This window comes from Sphingobacterium sp. xlx-130 (assembly GCF_011007405.1).
In the GTDB taxonomy this organism is placed as follows: domain Bacteria; phylum Bacteroidota; class Bacteroidia; order Sphingobacteriales; family Sphingobacteriaceae; genus Sphingobacterium; species Sphingobacterium luzhongxinii.
Map to the genome: position 1 here is coordinate 19,898 of NZ_WFKN01000013.1, position 17,474 is coordinate 37,371.

General features: G+C 38.4%; 14 protein-coding genes. 3 read left to right on the plus strand and 11 right to left on the minus strand.

Annotated elements, in window-relative coordinates; genetic code table 11:
• Window positions 1–8 precede the first annotated feature (8 nt).
• Window positions 9–833: a serine O-acetyltransferase gene (locus tag G7B18_RS18035; RefSeq protein WP_164112894.1), complete on the plus strand. Its 825-nt coding sequence runs from the start codon at window positions 9–11 to the stop codon at window positions 831–833.
• Window positions 833–1,705, plus strand: a complete 873-nt coding sequence (gene cysM / locus G7B18_RS18040) for a cysteine synthase CysM (protein ID WP_164112895.1) — start codon at window positions 833–835, stop codon at window positions 1,703–1,705. Before G7B18_RS18035 ends, cysM begins: the two co-directional genes overlap by 1 nt.
• A 70-nt stretch (window positions 1,706–1,775) precedes the next feature.
• On the opposite strand, the gene G7B18_RS18045 is transcribed toward cysM, so the two are convergent.
• From G7B18_RS18045 to G7B18_RS18080, 8 genes are all read right to left on the minus strand, one after another.
• The gene (locus G7B18_RS18045; protein WP_164112896.1) at window positions 1,776–2,585 is read right to left on the minus strand and encodes an META domain-containing protein; all 810 of its coding nucleotides are present in this window, start codon (window positions 2,583–2,585) and stop codon (window positions 1,776–1,778) included.
• A gap of 185 nt (window positions 2,586–2,770) precedes the next feature.
• Window positions 2,771–3,952: an aminopeptidase C gene (locus G7B18_RS18050; protein WP_164112897.1), complete on the minus strand. Its 1,182-nt coding sequence runs from the start codon at window positions 3,950–3,952 to the stop codon at window positions 2,771–2,773.
• A gap of 81 nt (window positions 3,953–4,033) precedes the next feature.
• The gene (locus G7B18_RS18055; RefSeq protein ID WP_164112898.1) at window positions 4,034–7,777 is read right to left on the minus strand and encodes an ATP-binding protein; all 3,744 of its coding nucleotides are present in this window, start codon (window positions 7,775–7,777) and stop codon (window positions 4,034–4,036) included.
• A gap of 141 nt (window positions 7,778–7,918) precedes the next feature.
• The gene (gene rpsA / locus G7B18_RS18060; protein WP_164112899.1) at window positions 7,919–9,853 is read right to left on the minus strand and encodes a 30S ribosomal protein S1; all 1,935 of its coding nucleotides are present in this window, start codon (window positions 9,851–9,853) and stop codon (window positions 7,919–7,921) included.
• 128 nt (window positions 9,854–9,981) lie between these two features.
• On the minus strand, window positions 9,982–10,953 hold the full coding sequence (locus tag G7B18_RS18065; RefSeq protein WP_164112900.1) for a YihY/virulence factor BrkB family protein: 972 nt from the start codon (window positions 10,951–10,953) through the stop codon (window positions 9,982–9,984).
• Window positions 10,954–11,128: 175 nt separating this feature from the next.
• On the minus strand, window positions 11,129–11,536 hold the full coding sequence (locus G7B18_RS18070; RefSeq protein WP_164112901.1) for an acyl-CoA thioesterase: 408 nt from the start codon (window positions 11,534–11,536) through the stop codon (window positions 11,129–11,131).
• A gap of 86 nt (window positions 11,537–11,622) precedes the next feature.
• Complete coding sequence (gene mltG, locus G7B18_RS18075) at window positions 11,623–12,663, minus strand: endolytic transglycosylase MltG (RefSeq protein ID WP_164112902.1); 1,041 nt, start codon at window positions 12,661–12,663, stop codon at window positions 11,623–11,625.
• A 2-nt stretch (window positions 12,664–12,665) separates the two neighbouring features.
• Window positions 12,666–13,418, minus strand: coding sequence for a PASTA domain-containing protein (locus tag G7B18_RS18080; protein ID WP_164112903.1), 753 nt, complete (start codon window positions 13,416–13,418; stop codon window positions 12,666–12,668).
• 206 nt (window positions 13,419–13,624) lie between these two features.
• Between G7B18_RS18080 and G7B18_RS18085 the strand changes: the two genes are divergently transcribed.
• Window positions 13,625–14,626: a D-alanine--D-alanine ligase family protein gene (locus G7B18_RS18085; RefSeq protein ID WP_164123681.1), complete on the plus strand. Its 1,002-nt coding sequence runs from the start codon at window positions 13,625–13,627 to the stop codon at window positions 14,624–14,626.
• Window positions 14,627–14,682: 56 nt separating this feature from the next.
• On the opposite strand, the gene G7B18_RS18090 is transcribed toward G7B18_RS18085, so the two are convergent.
• From G7B18_RS18090 to G7B18_RS18100, 3 genes are all read right to left on the minus strand, one after another.
• Window positions 14,683–15,903 (minus strand): serine hydrolase, encoded by a 1,221-nt coding sequence (locus G7B18_RS18090; RefSeq protein ID WP_164123683.1) that lies wholly within the window; start codon window positions 15,901–15,903, stop codon window positions 14,683–14,685.
• 82 nt (window positions 15,904–15,985) lie between these two features.
• Window positions 15,986–16,585, minus strand: a complete 600-nt coding sequence (locus tag G7B18_RS18095) for an alpha-ketoglutarate-dependent dioxygenase AlkB family protein (protein ID WP_164112906.1) — start codon at window positions 16,583–16,585, stop codon at window positions 15,986–15,988.
• Window positions 16,586–16,598: 13 nt separating this feature from the next.
• Window positions 16,599–17,441 carry a bifunctional transcriptional activator/DNA repair enzyme AdaA gene (locus G7B18_RS18100; RefSeq protein ID WP_205600283.1) on the minus strand — a complete coding sequence of 281 codons (843 nt, stop codon included), beginning with the start codon at window positions 17,439–17,441 and terminating at the stop codon, window positions 16,599–16,601.
• Window positions 17,442–17,474 lie beyond the last annotated feature (33 nt).

Here is a 17,474-nt window from a genome sequence, read left to right on the forward strand (position 1 = left end):
TTGGATTGATGAAACATAATCATTTAACCGATTTTTATCAACAGTTGTTCTTAAAGCAATTGGAGGTTCAGGACATGCCTTCTAATGGACGTATTTCCAATTGGGCTAGACATGTATTGGATTTGTTGTATCCCGAACGTAATTCGAAAGGCTTCGGTAGTGTAGAGGAGTTACAGCTTGCTTTCGGGCAGGCAGAAATAGAGCTATTTGAACTTTTACTTAAAACCAAGGCTTGTGCTCATTGTGATAACAGAATAATAGCTAAGCATTTTTTTGAAGACTTACCGGATATTTATGAGCTGATGAATACAGATGCTCAAGCAATATTGAATGGAGACCCCGCAGCGCAGAGCCTAAGGGAGGTAATTCGTACTTATCCCGGTTTCATGGCTATCAGTATGTATCGTATAGCGCATCAGCTTTTAAAGTATGGGGTACCTTTGATTCCTAGAATTCTTACTGAGTATGCGCATTCCAAGACAGGGATTGATATTCATCCTGGTGCTCAGATCGGTCCTTATCTTTACATTGATCATGGAACAGGTTTGGTAATTGGTGAAACCTGTATAATAGGAAGCCATGTTAAGCTTTATCAAGGCGTTACTTTAGGAGCTCTTAGTGTAGAAAAATCGTTGGCAAATGTACAACGACATCCAATTATCGAAGATCATGTTATTATTTATGCAGGTGCTACAATATTAGGAGGAGAGACTCGGGTAGGGCACCACTCGATAATTGGTGGAAATGTGTGGTTAACAAATAGTGTAGAGCCTTATACTACTGTGTATCATCAATCTAATTCAAAATTTATAGACACGAAACCAGCTTTATAATGGGAAATATAATTGATACTATTGGTAACACTCCTTTAGTTGAAATCACACGATTTCACAATAATCCAGACGTTAAGATTTTTGTAAAATTGGAAGGAAATAATCCAGCAGGATCTGTCAAGGATAGACCGGCCTTAAATATGATTCGCTCTGCTATGGAACGTGGAGAAATCAAGTACGGAGACCGATTGATTGAAGCGACAAGTGGTAATACGGGGATAGCATTAGCGATGATCGCAAGCATGTATGGTTTGGACTTAGAATTGGTAATGCCTTCTACATCCACTAGAGAACGTACACTCACAATGGAAGCGTTTGGAGCTCGCGTTACGTTGTTAGAGTCCATGGAGATTTGTCGTGATTATGCAGAAGAAAAGGCGGCTAATGAAGGTGTCTTTATTTTAAATCAGTTTGCTAATCCAGATAATTATTTGGCTCATGTTAAGACCACTGGTCCTGAGATTTGGCGTGATACAAAGGGACAGATCACACATTTTGTGAGTGCTATGGGAACTACAGGTACTATTATGGGCACTTCCATGTACTTAAAGGGTATGAATCCTGAGATACAGATTATAGGATGTCAACCGACAGAAAACTCTTCCATTCCAGGTATAAGACGCTGGCCCGCCGCCTATCTTCCCAAAATTTTCGATCCTACTCGTGTCGATCAGGTAATTGACATAGATGAAAAAGATGCAATAAAGCGATCTAGGGAACTCGCCCGATTGGAAGGTGTCTTTGCAGGTATGAGTAGCGGAGGAGCGTTGGAGGCTGCTTTGCAGGTTGCAAATGGATTACAGCGAGGCGTAGTTGTCTTTGTGGCCTGTGACCGAGGCGATCGTTACCTAAGTTCGAGCTTATTTGGATAGACTGTTAATTATAAAAAGGCTGTATCAGGAGTGAAATGAACCTGATATAGCCTTTTTAATTTATAGCTTTTTACTTTTTCTGAAAGCGCATAATTGCCATGTCATCACTTATTAAGGTAAGGGTGTTTTCTGATATTGAATAACGGCTTACTCTTTCCATACTTTTCATAAAGACAGACTCTCCGTTTCCAGGACAGAACTTTCTTGTGCTTCCCAAAGACTCAAATCTGATACGGTTGGCTTCTCCAGTTGTGTAGGAGCCAAAGAAGTTATTGCAGCTGTTGTTACCATTTACTTTATGCTCTGCTGGCTCAAATGTTATTGTAGGTTTTGCTCCTGGATATAAAACCTGAAAAGTCTCGTTGGGATTTAAAACATAGTCCAATTCCCAAGTTCCTTTCAGTGAAGATTTTTTATCAGCCGTTTGGCTAACTGTCATTTTGGCCAACGATGATTTTCCCTGATTTAGAAAGAGCATACTGTCTTTTAGCGTGAAATTGTCTACTTTACTTAGCATTTGGCCTATGCCTTGCTCTACACTCATATCCGGACAAGCCATCATGGTAGACATACCCTGCGAAAATTTAATTTTATTCGATTTCAGCTCGAAAGTACCACCTATTCCATTGCAGCCTCCACTTGCAGTGTATCTATTTTCTTTCTGATCAAAACACATAAAGGGTTCTTTTCCATTTACCTGATCAGGAACAGGCTTCCCATTTAATTCTATTAATTTCCATGTGGTATTGTAAAATCCTGTGGCCATATCTGGTTTTTCTTTTGAGCCCGGCTTGGATACCCCACAGCTAGTTAGGGCCAAAGAAATGATAGCAATAGAAACAAAAAAAATGTTGTTTAGAGTAATAAATGATAATCTCATATGTATGTTTGTATTTATTTGTATACTTTAATATCACAACGAGTAGTGCGTATGAAGCGCTACAGGTAGACATCCTTTATACAGAGAAAACATAATTTGTCGCGAATTGTTTCAGTAATTCTAGGCAATAAACAAAGCCTACTAATTTAAATCAGTAGGCTTTGTAAACAAAGGTATAGGATGCTTTATATTCCTAGTTTTGATTTAATTTCTTTTTGGATTCCGTTTTTGTGTAATAGGATAGAAATGGTTTTAAATCGAACATACTCTTTTGTAACATAAAGATACCCTTTATAGTCATTAGATTCTCCCCAAGAGTTTTTTACGATATAATACTCTTTGCCATTTTGATCTTTTACCAAACCTACAATATGCATTCCGTGATCATCTGTCGTTGAATAATCATCAAAAGCCTCTTGACGTACAATTTCAGTAGTTTTTGCTTCTGTTTTAGGCCCATTGAACAAGTCTGCTAGCTCTTCTTTGTTCATTTTGTCCATGTCTTTTTCTGGAACAAAAGCGACTCCGTTTTTCCAACTGAAATATTTTTCTGAAACATCACTTGCCCAAGCTACCGTATAGCCATTTTGAAGCGCATTGTCTATGATACTTGTTAAGTCGTTCATCTGTACATTATAGAAGCTTTCAAATGACCAGTTGTCTTGAATCAAAAGTACAAATGGCTTGTAGTAAGTATGCTCTTTGAAAGAACTGATACCGACATAGTCATCTGGATTAATACCTATCACTTGATCAGCCCATGTACGAGGGGTGTATGTTTTACCATTGTATTGGAAAGATTGAGGTGGCATGCCTAGGTATGAATCCATCACACCTGTGATCGCTTTTTGCCAAGCCGGTGTTGGTTTTTTACTTTTGACAATATTTTCGTTCATGCCTTGGATAAGCGTAGACATTTCCGAAAAATTATTGCGCGTCTGTCCGTCTCTTAGTCCAGTATAGACTTCACGAGGTACCGCGCCATATTTACGGAAGATCGTCAATACATCGTGCAATTGTCCTCCTTCACCTTGAGCTTGGTCACCATGTAGTTTTACATATGTCTTTGCTTTCTCCAGATAGGTATAATAGGCAGTGTATATTTGAGAGATTTCAACAGGTTTTTTTCCCATACGAATCATTTCAGACTCTAAAAAAGAGTTTCCGGAGTAAGACCAACATGTACCCGAAGAACCTTGATCTTTGATTGACGTATTCCCTAAATTAATCACTTGTGTAAAGACAAAGCCGTCTTTACTTTTGTCACTTACATTGTTTTTAAGGGCATTGATTAGATTATCTTGTGCGAAGGTTTGCGTAGTAGCAAACATCGCAGCGGCGATAAATAGAGATTTTCTCCAATTCATATTATTTGTATATTAATTTGTTGCTAATATAAAGGTTTATTAGGTCTGTTAAGAAACATACCTTGTAAAAATATTATGATGCTACTGGGGTTGTTTGTATCGGGGGATTTCCATGATGAAGGAGGTCCCCACATTGAGTTCGGTCTGAAAAGTTATTTTTCCCCCCATACCATCAATCGTTTGCTTTACAAATGCTAAACCTAATCCTGTACCGGAGCTTTTGGTGGTGAAGTTTGGTCTGAATATGTTTGGAATTACTTCTTTTGCAATTCCATCGCCATTATCTTTTACGATGATTTGTACCCAATCTTCATTTAATAGATTAGCATGTATATTTATTTTGTGTTTTCTACGTCGTGAAGTTGCTTCGATAGCATTTTTTAATAAGTTGTTGAAAGAACGCAAAAGCTGATCCTTATCACCCAGTACAATTATGTGTTGCATATTTGTATGATTTTCGAATACAATAGCGGTGTTTTGATTGTTATTGTAAACGTCTATCGATTTGTTTATTTTGGCAATCAAGTCAATTGGAGCTAGGTTTGTATCGGGGAGCTTAGCAAAGGCTGAAAATTCAGACGCAATGTGCGACAGGGCATCGATCTGCTGTATGAATGAAGTTGATACTTTCTGAAATCGCTCTTTTAATTTGGGATCGTTTTCGTAAAAGGAACGACTGAGTTGCTGTATACCTAATTTCATAGGAGTCAATGGATTTTTAATCTCATGGGCTACCTGTTTGGCCATTTCCCTCCAAGCACTTTCTCTTTCTGCATTACGAAGTTGCTTCGCATTTTCTTCCAGTTTTACCAACATGAAATTATACTCTTTGACCAGTACACCTATTTCGTCGTTTTTCTCCCAATATAGTGGCTCATTCTGTTTTCCTCCTAAATTGGTCTGTGACAATTTCTTACGGATAATCTGTAGTGGTTCTGTAATCTTATTCGAAATATAGACTGATAAGAAAACAAATACAATCAGGATAACGGTGTATACATTCAATATTGTATTGAGTAGGATTCCTCTACTTTCAGAAGCATTAGCATTTGAATCAAAGTATGGAACTCCTAGATACGCTATGGTATGGTAGTTGGAGTTCCGGATTGTTGCATAAGAGGATACGTATTTGAAATCTGCGATAGATTCATTATTTTGTGTCTCTGTCTTTTTCAATACATTGAGTGTAATGAATGCATCAGGATCTATGTATTCTGATAATAGTTTCTGATCGTAGATTTTAGGTTGAGTGGTGAAGAATAATTTTCCGTTTTTGTCATACAGATTGAAATCAGAAATCAGTATATCAGATAGCGAAGTCATTAGCGACTTTAGATCTGTAGTAGCATCACCAGCAGAGTCTATCAAGGCGCGTGTCTCTAACTTAGTTACCAACTCCGAAATATAATTAAGACGTTGTTCTTCCGTGCTTTTTTTTGATTGATAACTGATACTGAAGAAGGTGATAAGTCCCGAAATTACAATTGCAATCAGTACTGAAGATATTACCAATGTCTGTATTCGGGTACTGTATCGTATGCGGGATAATAGGATCCGTATTTGGTAACTGATATTCCGTAGCTTGAAGTCATTTCTTGCGTATTTAGGGAGAATAACGAGGGCAAATTTCGACATTAGTAATGCTAAATAAAGCGTTAAAAAGGCCAATGATGCCACGGCTATATATTGCCAATACGATTGATGCTGCTTACTGACAATTATAGTTGTCTCTTTATTCGGTTTATAGATGATGTGGTAAAAACCGTTATTGTCATCTAGGTATACGAATTCTTGTGTCGTCTTCGGATAATTGTTGTCGGAATTAGGGTAGGTATATTTTCCGTTTTGAGTAACTAAATTTCCGTGTTTGTACAAGGCAAAACTGTCTTTTATTACTCTTTGCGGGCTGTTCCCCTCAACTGATTGGGATTCTATTAGAACTGGGAAAGGGAAGTTTGGATTGAAAGCTTTGCTTTTGAGATCCAGTATGAGCGATATACTCTGTTCGTTTGCGAGTGGGATAGCAACAATACAGAAATATTCATAGGTGCCAATTTCAGTCTGCACTTTATAAAATAAGTTCGTTTCGTTGACTTTGATTGATTTATTAATAACCTTTTCCCTATACTCTTCTATTTTATTACTGGTGTATTTACCGAGCGGAGTGTCGTTGTAGTAATAGTAACCTCTAAACTCATATTTAGATAAGTAACCGTCTAAATATTTCCGTTTTATGTATTCGTTGATTACCCTGGTGTCCGTATTCGGCAAGGATATCTCGATTAGATGTTTGAGTTGTTGATCGTTTAATAAGCTATTTTCTATTTCTGAAAATCGAGATATAGCTTCGATGTCATCGTCAGATTCCAAAGTCATCAGCGTTATTTTCATCTGTTCCTGTTGCGTCTTTTTAACTGCCTCGGCATATTTGATAGTAGAGATTAGAGCAAGCGTGACGAGAGATACAACATGTGTAGATAAATTATTGTCTTTAAACATAGCATAGTCAAAAGAACGAATCATAATGAGCAGGCCTACAAGAACATTGAAAAGACTGAAATCTTGCGTAACAGCGCCCAAAATCAGAAACTGAACGATAGTAACTAATTGTATGTTTAGATTTAAAGTTACTTTTTTGCAAACGGCTTTTCCAAATGCAAGGATTAGATCTGTTAGATAAATAAGGGAAAGTATACTCAAACAATAGATCAGGACATGGAATATCGTTTGGGGATTAAGATAGAATACCTGCACAAAATCCTTGTTCATTATTGGAGAATGTGTAATCAACGTGTTCACTTGGTCGAAGCCCCAAAAAAAGGATAGATAAAGTGCAGCTAGTAGAATATAATAAACGAATGCCCCCCAATTGGTGCGGACTAATCGTGGCGGGATCTGACATTGCTTTTTAATGTTTTTGATAAAGCAAATGATCCAGAATATAGCAATATTGTTAATTAAAAATGACCATAGGTTTGGCGAAAGGTAGCTATAAGCATAATATCTTGGGTCGAAAATGTCTAAGCTGGAATATTGGGTAAACCAGTTGGTTTCAATATCTATGATCCGTACCATGAAGAAGGTTAGGGATAGAATAATGACAGATAGTAAAGGATGTCCTCTACGTGCTAGATCCAAGCATGCACCATTTACCCATAGCACAAAACATAAGGTTCCTAAAATCCAACATATCAGCTGTATTTTAAGAAAAATACTGTTATGTTTTCCTTCTTTAAGTTTGACGGAGAAAAGGAAGGTGTTGTCTTTGGCATAGATGTTTCTTATGTTTTCCGAATCGCCAAAGTTGGCTAGTCGAAGGTTGTCCGTGTTTAGGAAACTAAAAAACTGCGCTGTCTTTAAATACCCACTGGAGGCATTGAAGCTTCTTTCTATCGGAATTAGGGCAAGGATACTGATTTCATCGGTTATTTTTTTGCGTTTGACGACAAAAGAAAAATTGTCCGGTTTGATGAAACTGACATTGTTTTTCAGCCCAGCTTCCGTTTCTGGAACATACATATTAGAACTCCAGAAGATAGGCTTCTTGTTTTTGTAGAGGTAGAGGTATATAAATTCCTTTTCATAGCGTTGGGATATTTCTTTTATCTGTAGGGGATATCTATCACTGTTAATAAATGTTTTTAGGTATAGCGAGTCCGTAAAAATATCATCAATTAATACCTCTCTCTTTCGAAGGTTTTCGGTAAGGTGTTTCGTGTCTAGATCCAGAATGTCTGTTTCTGATATGGATTTTCGGATAGAAAAAGCTGTTGCTATAAATAATAGCGTCAATACCAATAACAGAATTCGAAGGTTATTCTTCATTACAAGAGTAAATTTACAGACATCATACCGTGGGCCACTTCGCTTTAGGTTACGGTGTTTAAAATTAATGTATTAATGGCTAGTATACAAATAAAAAAGGCCCCATCGTATGATGGGGCCTTGATATAAATCTAATAGAGATTATTTAGATTTTTTTTCGTCACCTTCCATTTGCTCTTTTAATTGAGCTAATACATCTAGGTCACCTAAAGTAGATTTTTCAACAGAATCTTTTACTTTTTTAACAGCTGTTGACGCAGCTTTAGCATCTTTTTTACGGCTGTTAGATTCTTCTTTGCGAACTTCTTCTTTAGCATCTTCCCAGATACGAGAGTGAGAAATTACTAAACGCTTGTTCTCTTTATTGAATTCAATAATTTTGAACTCAGTAACGTCATCAACTTTCAATGAAGCACCGTCTTCTTTTACAGAGTGTTTAGATGGACAGAATCCTTCAACACCGTATTGTAAAGCTACGATATCTCCTTTTTCACCTACTTTGATAACAGTTCCTTCGTGAATTGAGCCTTCCGTAAAGATTGTTTCAAAAGTATCCCAAGGATTTTCTTCTAATTGTTTGTGACCTAAAGATAACTTACGGTTTTCTTCATCTAATTCTAATACAACTACGTCTAATGTCTCACCAACTTTAGTGAACTCGTTAGGGTGGTTGATTTTTTTCGACCAAGAAAGATCAGAGATATGGATTAAACCATCGATACCATCTTCTAATTCAACAAATACACCGAAGTTAGTCATGTTTTTAACAACAGCTTTTTGTTTAGAACCTACTGGGTAACGCTCTGTGATGTTTTGCCAAGGATCTGGAGTCAATTGTTTGATGCCAAGGCTCATTTTGCGATCTTCACGATCTAACGTTAAGATTTGAGCTTCGATTTCATCACCTACTTTTAAGAACTCTTGTGGAGAACGTAAGTTTTGAGACCATGACATTTCAGATACGTGGATCAAACCTTCTACTCCTGGGATGATTTCTAAGAAAGCACCGTAATCAGCAACAGTAACGATTTTACCTTTTACTTTAGAACCAATTTCTAGCGCTGTATCTAAAGATTCCCAAGGGTGTTGAGAAAGTTGTTTTAAACCTAATGCGATACGTTTTTTCTCGTCATCAAAGTCTAATACAACAACGTTGATAGTTTGGTCTAATGCCAACACTTCTCTTGGGTGCTCGATACGACCCCAAGAAATGTCTGTAATGTGAAGTAAACCATCTACACCACCTAAGTCGATGAATACACCGAAATCAGTGATGTTTTTAACGGTACCTTCCAATACTTGACCTTTTTCTAATTTCGCTACGATTTCAGATTTTTGGTTTTCTAAATCGTCTTCGATCAATACTTTGTGAGAAACTACTACGTTTTTGAACTCGTGGTTGATTTTTACAACTTTGAATTCCATAGTTTTTCCTACGTAAACATCGTAATCACGGATAGGTTTGATGTCAATTTGAGATCCAGGTAAGAATGCTTCTACACCTTTGATGTCAACGATCAAACCACCTTTTGTGCGGGATTTAACGAAACCATCGATGATAGCATCGTTCTCTAAAGCTTCATTGATAGCTTCCCACGATTTTTGAGTTTTTGCACGCTTACGTGACAATACTAACTGACCATTTGCATCTTCTTGCGATTCAACAAATACATCAACAGTATCCCCGATTTTTAACTCAGGTAGATCACGAAACTCAGTTTTTGCTACAAGACCATCTGATTTGAAACCAACATTTAAAACGACGTCTTTGTTGTTGATAGATACCACGACGCCTTCAATGATTTCGCCTTGGTTGATTTGGTTGAAAGTTCCAGCATATTGCTCTTCCAATTTTGTACGTTCAGCTTCGCTGTAATTACCGAAAGCTTTCTCGTCAGCATCCCAATCAAAATCTCCAGCTGGAGTGATCCACGTGTTGGATTTGATTTCGTCAATTAAGTTTGAATCAGCTTCAGACTCAATTTGTTCAGTGTCTTTCACTACTTTAGTGTCAGCACCTTGTAGCTCTGCGTTTTTCGCCGCTAACTCTTTTTCTGCTTCTTGTTTTTTTGCCATTAATTAATTATCTCCTTTTTCCTACATTGTAGGAAGTGCAAAGATACGAAAAACTTTTATTTTCAATATTTTAAGTGAAAAAAAAAGTATGTCACTTCTTATTCTCTTGAAATGAGGCAATCCAGAAATTAATTTGAAGAAGATTTGAATGAATTGTAAACCTTTGGTTTGACTATTTTAATACTCTGCTTGGACAAGGTGATACTTGCATTGAGTTCAAAACCTATTAGAAGGATCAAGGAATTTAGATACATCCAGACCATAATCACAATAATGGTTCCAATGGAGCCATATAGTTTATTGTAAGCATTGAAGTTGTCAATGTAGAAAACAAAGCCTGAAAATGTAAGAATAGCCAGTATCGTGGCCAATGTGGCTCCTGGGCTGAAAAGTTTCCATCTTTTGGATACGGATGGGCCAAATTTGTAAAGTAGACTTACTGTGATAAAATAAATAGCAAAAAGGATCAGCCAGCGTGCAGCCTTGATAATGAATGTCCAAAGCCAAGAAATGTCGTAAGCGATATGGTTTTTTAAGTAACTAATAACCATCCCTGCTCCTGTAAAGACAGCGATTCCTACGGTCAGTGCGAGCACGATCGCAATAGACAGGCCTAATGCAATTAGTCTACGGTGGGCCCAGCTTCTATTTTCTCGGGTCAAGGATGATTTGTTAAATGCCATCATGAGATTTGTAACACCGTTGGTGGAAAAAAATGTAGCAAGAAGAAAGCCAAATGACAGTAATCCACCATTTTGATTTTTAATAATATCCTCCAGAGTAGATTCAATAGCCACGAATGCTTCTAGTGGAATCACGATCGCCAGAAAATCCATAAGTCCTTGTTGAAAATTATCAATGGGAATGTATGGTATTAGCGTAAATAGGAAGATAATTCCCGGAAACATAGCGAGCATAAAATTATATGCCAGTGATGATGCCTTATTTAGGATAGCTTCTCGCTTGATTTCTTGAAAGAAGAATGTCGCTACTGTAAAAAGAGGGAGATTACTGAATCCCGGTAGTACAGCTGTCTTAGACCATTCGATAAAATTATCGTAAGGTTTGAAAAGGAGCAAACTGTTGTGTAGCTTTTTCATCTGTAAATATTATCTTCGATGAGCTTGCAAGCTCGGTTTGACTTTCAATGGTCACATGGAATATCCAAAGTGTTTTATACACGTTTTGTTGCGAAATAGTGTGTATGCTGCTTCGCTGTCAATTGTGTTTGTGAAATTCTGCTACGTGGATATTTCATTTGGACAATATCTTTCTTTACGAAAAGTAAGCGTCAATTTTCTCCATAAATACTTCAGGCGCACGACATGGCCTATTTTTTTTCATGTCTACAAACACGAGCTGGGTCATACCTGTGTTTAGTAATGTCCCGGCTTCATTGAAAATCTCATATTCAAATGTGATACGGATACTTGGTCGCTCTCGTATGATTGTTCGTATTGTGATCAGCTCGTCATACTTGACAGGCTGAAGGTACTTAGTGTACATCTCTAGGACTGGCATCATCACGCCCATTTCTTCCAGTTCTTTGTAGGACATCCCTGTCTGACGTAACATTTCGGTACGGGCTACTTCATAAAAAGCAGCATAGTTGCCGTAGTAAACATAACCCATCTGATCTGTTTCTGCGTATCTTACCCGTAATTGGTGTTCGTATGTAAACATTTAATTCGTATTGCGTACTCCGATTCTTTATAATTTCACAGTTTCACGACTTTACATTTAATCGCTAACTTCCTCATTCTTTCGCGCTATTTTTTAATATTCCTTTCGTCAAGTGCTTTTTGAAACTTACGCGCATTGACAAGGTGCTCGACTTCATTTGATGCAAATGCATGGTATCCCGAAAAATCCTCTTTGGCACACATGTATATGTAGTCGTGTTCTGCAGGATTTAGCACTGCATCAATTGCTACGACAGGAGCCATAGTGATTGGGCCGGGAGGCAGTCCTTTATAGCGGTAGGTGTTGTAAGGATTGTCTATGGTAAGATGTTTATTCAAGACCCTTCGGATCGTAAAATCATTGTTCGCAAAAATAACAGTGGGATCGGCCTGTAGCAGCATACCTCTTTTTAGCCTATTGAGGTATAGCTCCGCGATTTGTGGCATTTCGTCATTATGTAAGGCTTCACCTCGGACAATTGACGCTAAAATAGACACTTCTATAGGTGTAAGATTTTGTTTTTTTGCTTTTTCTTTTCTTTCATCTGTCCAGAACTTTTTATATTCTTCGTTAAGACGTTCAATCACCTTGTCCGGTGATGTATTCCAATATATGTTATAGGTATTTGGGATGAACATGCTGAAAAAATTGTCTGCAGTGAATCCGTATTTTTCAGCTACAGCTTCATTGTTTAGAAGTGCGCTAAACTGAGCCGAGTCTGCTTCAAAGTTTTTGCCCAATAACCCTGCTAGGTTTTCTTTGAGTCTTATATTCGCAAAACGTAGTTTGACAGCATCCTGAAATCCACCTCTCAGGTTGCCGATTAATTCGCGATTGCCCATGCCTGGGGTTAGTTTGTACCGTCCTGCTTTTACACTTTCTGGGTATTTCATTGCTTGGGCCGCATAATCGAAAGACTCGGGATTGTCCACAATTTTTTCCTGTTTGATGCGATGTAACACGTTTTCATAGGTGTCATTCGTATGTACATAAAGGTATTTTTGAGCGTCTGTCACCGAAGGCCCCCAAAAAACCTGATACGCTTTCCAGCCGATAAAAGCGCCGACAACTAATATTACAATAATAGCTCCTTTTAACCAATTCGGGAAAATTCTTGTTGCTGCCATATTTATTCGTTAGATAATGTCAAATTGATAGGTGTGCCAATACTGATAAATCGGGATGTAGAATCTGGTGTTTGTGCGATAACTCTTGCAGAGGTAGAGTCCGTAATGTTTCCAGATATGACGCCGAGGTGTAGACCAAGTCCTTGCAGCGCGAATTTTGCCTCCGATAATGTGAGGTTGATAAGTCGAGGTACCTCGACTTCGTTTGCTCCTTTGCCATTTCCGAGTACGAGTGTTATCGAAGATCCTTTAGATATCATTCGGCCTGCTTTTACTTTTTGACCGCCGAATTGAACATCCAATACAACATCCCGGGCTATATCGTTGACGTAGATAGTGTCTGCGATTTTAAGATTGTGGTTTTTTAATATTGCGGATGCTTCAATATAATTTCTTTCGATAATATCGGGCAGGGCAATTTCTGGAGCGACCTGTGTGATGATCGTTAGGTAGATTGTTCGTCCTCCTTTTACCAATGCAGTGGCCTCTGGGTCTTGCTCAATCACCAAGCCAGGTTTGGCATCCATTTGGTACACGGAGTCTATTTTGTATTCTAATCCAGCTTTATCCAAAATCTGTTTGGCTTCGGATATGGTTAGTCCTTTTAAAACAGGAACTTCTTGAGAATCCCCATGTTTAGTGTAGAATTTTAAGCCGAAGTATACGAATAGGAATAAAACGAAAAGCGTGATCAAAGCATAAATCAGATTTTTTCTGAACACGTCAGTTCGTAGATAGAGCAATAGTTTGGACATGAAATGAAATTTTTATTAATCCTATATGGTTCTACTTAAAACGCAGAATCCTTTTTTATATTCTAGTTTTTACCGAGCAAAAATATTTGTATTTTCTGGGTATCACAAATTATATTTCTTGTAAAACCAAAGCCAAAATATTTTTCCACGATGTATTCGTGAATGCTGAGCATTTTAATTAGGTTTGTGATGGACAAACTAAATATATGAAGACAAAAGTAGCATTAATTACTGGTGGATTCACAGGAGAGGCCGAAGTATCTTACAAAAGTTCGGCTTTCGTGTATGGTCAACTGGATAAAAGTAAGTATGACGTATATATCATAGACATCACCAAAGACGGTTGGTATGCTACAGTGGGGGAGGGGTGTAAAGTTGAAGTCGATAAAAGCGACTTTTCTATACCGTTACATCAAAATAAACTATATTTTGATGTTGCACTGATTATTTTGCATGGTACCCCAGGAGAGGATGGCCGTCTGCAAGGCTACTTTGATATGATCGGCCTATCTTATACATCCTGCGGAGCACTCACCTCAGCTCTGACGATGAATAAAGGCTATACCAAGTCGATTTTGGCCGATATTCCCGAACTCAATGTTGCTAAGTCAGTACTTCTATTTGATAGCCACCGGGAGGATGCCGTTCGTCTTGTTGAAGAAAAACTGTTGTTGCCTTATTTTGTTAAACCTAATGCCGGCGGTTCGAGTATCGGTATGACAAAGGTAAAAGAAGCGTCACAGTTGCAAGAGGCGCTGGATAAAGCCTATGATGCCGAAAATACGGGAAAGCAGGTGCTCGTGGAAGAATTTGTACAAGGACGTGAATTTTCGCAAGGTATCTTTAGGAATGCTAAAGGGGAGCTAATTGTATTGCCAGCCACCGAAGTGCGGACTACACGTGAATTTTTCGATTTTGAGGCCAAATATGTCCCCGGATTGACGGAGGAAATCACCCCAGCAGACCTAACCCTAGAGCAACAGGAACGTGCAGCCCGGATCATTAAAGAGATCTATGTGCGACTCGATTGCAAGGGGATGGTTCGTGTGGATTTCTTCCTAGAAAACACTACGGATAAGTTTTATTTTATTGAAATTAATACGATACCTGGTCAGACTGCCCAGAGTTTTATCCCACAGCAAGTGAGAGCCTATGGTATGAAAGAGGCTGATTTTTATGGCGAACTAATAGAAGCAGCTATGAAATAGGCTGAATGATTTATATTTTCACCCCTGCTTTTAGAACACCCTGAATGCAGGGGTGTTTATTTTTGTGCGGACATAAACCGTTTCAGATTCGGTCGGAATAGCCTCGGCCGCTTTAATTCTTCTTGATAGAGTACTTCTCCCAGGTTCTTTAAAAAAGGGTAGGTAATGGTCTCATATTCGTAGATGCCATCATTATAGATGCCATCTTCATTGGATTGAATAACAACAGCAACCAAAAACTCAATTCCTTTTTCAAAATCGACAATATATGCATTGTCTATATTATAGCCGTAGGAATCCCCATATTTGTTAAAGCTACGGATATTTTGAAATGATTTTACCGACTTGTCACGACCGAAATAGACAAACTTGCTGTAGGTTGGCCAAAACTCCCTGCTATTGTATTTTGGAGAAGTGACTTCCTGAGGCCCTCGTGACATATAGTGATAAAGAAAACGGTAATCATCGTCTGTCAGGTTGAAGCGCTGTTTCACGGGAAATGCCTCAGGAAAGAGTAGTTTTCTTAATAATAGTTGCTGGTCTTCCAATGCATATACATTCAGACCTTCAAAGGACCAGGGCTCATTTACCAACTCCTCATTTGCATTCATATAGCCCTTGCCCTGAACGGTGTTCTTTAACCAAGGCATCGCGTACTCCTCGGGATCATATTGTGCAGCTTGATGGTAAATGATTTTGCCTTCTTTATAAAAAGTGAACGGATTGGTGTGCTTTGCCCAAATTCCTTTGTCACCGATTGCCAACCGGTTTACAATGCGGCTGTACTTGCTACCGTGTTTCTTGAGTTTTTGATTGATCTCGGCGCGTCCTACAAATTCGAAAAGACGGTTATGAGCATCATTATCCGAGGTGAGAAGAACCTTTTTGATGTAATGAGCAATGCTAGGCAAGTTGTTGTGCGAAGAGCTGTCCGTTTGTACAGAGGTTTGCCGTTCATAGGCTGAATCAATCCTAAGAGGAGTGTCTTTGTTTAGTCCTTTGATTTTTAGTTCATTTATTTTTTCGAGAGCGAATATGGCTGTAGGAAGCTTCACTGTACTCGCCGGGTAAAAATACCAGGTTGGGTCTATTTGAAAGCTATACGATTTAAAATGAGGTAAATTGTTTTTGTCGCGATCGATCTGTGTATATAGTATCTGCACTTCGTTATGTGTGGGGTGATCCAGCACCTGTCTGAATAAATCAGCGTGCTTTTTAAGGAGATCTCCCAGATAGGTGCTGTCGACTTGTTGACCTAAAGCTATAAAAGTGCTCATTGTGGCGAAAATAAAGGAAAGTACTGCACGCATACCTAGTTTACATCTTTTGGAAATGAAAGTTACGAAAAATATTAAAGGTTTATAGTTCTATTGTTCTAAATGTGAGGTTTATTCGTGCTAGCTTTGTGTTTTTTGTTGGAGGTAGTCGATGCTGCCAATAGGTTTGTGTAGTATCCTTCATTATAAGTAAGGAACCGTGTTCCAGCAGTAAGTCTATTTTTTCCTTGCTTTCTTTATGTTTGAAAGAAAATTTTCTTTCTGCGCCAAAGGTGAGTGAAGCAATAGCACCATTCTTTTTTAAGTCTTTCTCTCCGTCACTATGCCAGGCCATTCCTTCGCTGCCGTCATTATAAAGATTGAGAAGACACGAGTTGAACGTTTCGTTGACCTGTTTTTCTACAGTATTTTTCAACTCTAAAAGACTATCGATCCAAGGGAGAGCGACTTTCTGTATGCCAGAATACGTATACGCAAAAGGTTTGTCACCATACCATGCTACCATGCGTTTGGTATACATATGTTTTCCAAATATGACGGCTTCATCGTGACGCCAGGCAACAGTTTCGCGCAGAACTTTGAAGTAGTGATCGGGATTTGAAAGTATGACACCGTGATAGTTGACTACTCCATCGTAGGGAAGCCAGTTTTTATTGGGGTCATCGAAAGAGAATAGTTTCATCTAATTTAGGAGTTTAGCGATTTATCTGAGCATTTTCCCATCCTATAATGGCAGTTTTACGGATGGGGTTCCACATATATCCACCGATTATTCCTGAAGATTGGATCACACGGTGACAGGGAATTAGAAAGGCGATAGGGTTGCTTCCTATAGCCGTGCCTACCGCTCGGTATGCTTTTGGATTACCGATATGTTCGGCAATTTTACCATAAGTCTCTAGATTTCCCAGAGGAATTCTCAATAGAGCCTCCCATACTTTTATCTGAAAGGCGGTTCCTTTTACATGAAGTTTTATAGGAGCAGAAAGATTAGTATCTCCACGCATGAAGTCTGCAACTCGATGGTGTAAAGGTGTAAAATCTGATTTGAAGGAAGCATTGGGGAAATCTTGGATCAGATCTTTTAATCCAGCGTCCCGATCTGTAATAAATGAGATATGACAGATGCCTTTTATTGTCGCAGCTACAATCATTTCTCCAAACGGTGTGTTAATATAACTGTAAGTTATAGCTAGGTCCTGGCCTCCGTTTCTATATTCATTAGGCGTCATCCCTTCTAATTTTACAAATAACTCATGGAGCCTGCTCGTACTACTAAGTCCGGTTTTGTATGTTGTCGTAGCGATGGAGTCTGCTTTTTGAAGCAATGATTTTGCATGACTTAAACTGATATATTGCAGGAACTTCTTAGGTGTAGTACCTGCCCATTCATGAAATAGACGTTGACAATGGTAAGGGCTTAAATGGATATGCCTAGCAATATCATCCAGGCTAGGTTGTTTTTCAAAGTTGTCCTTAATGTAAACTATAGCTTTTGCTATGCGTTCGTAGTTCCAGTGTTGTTCTTTTTCAGTCATACACAAAATTCGTGTTAAAGGCGACGTACTGCA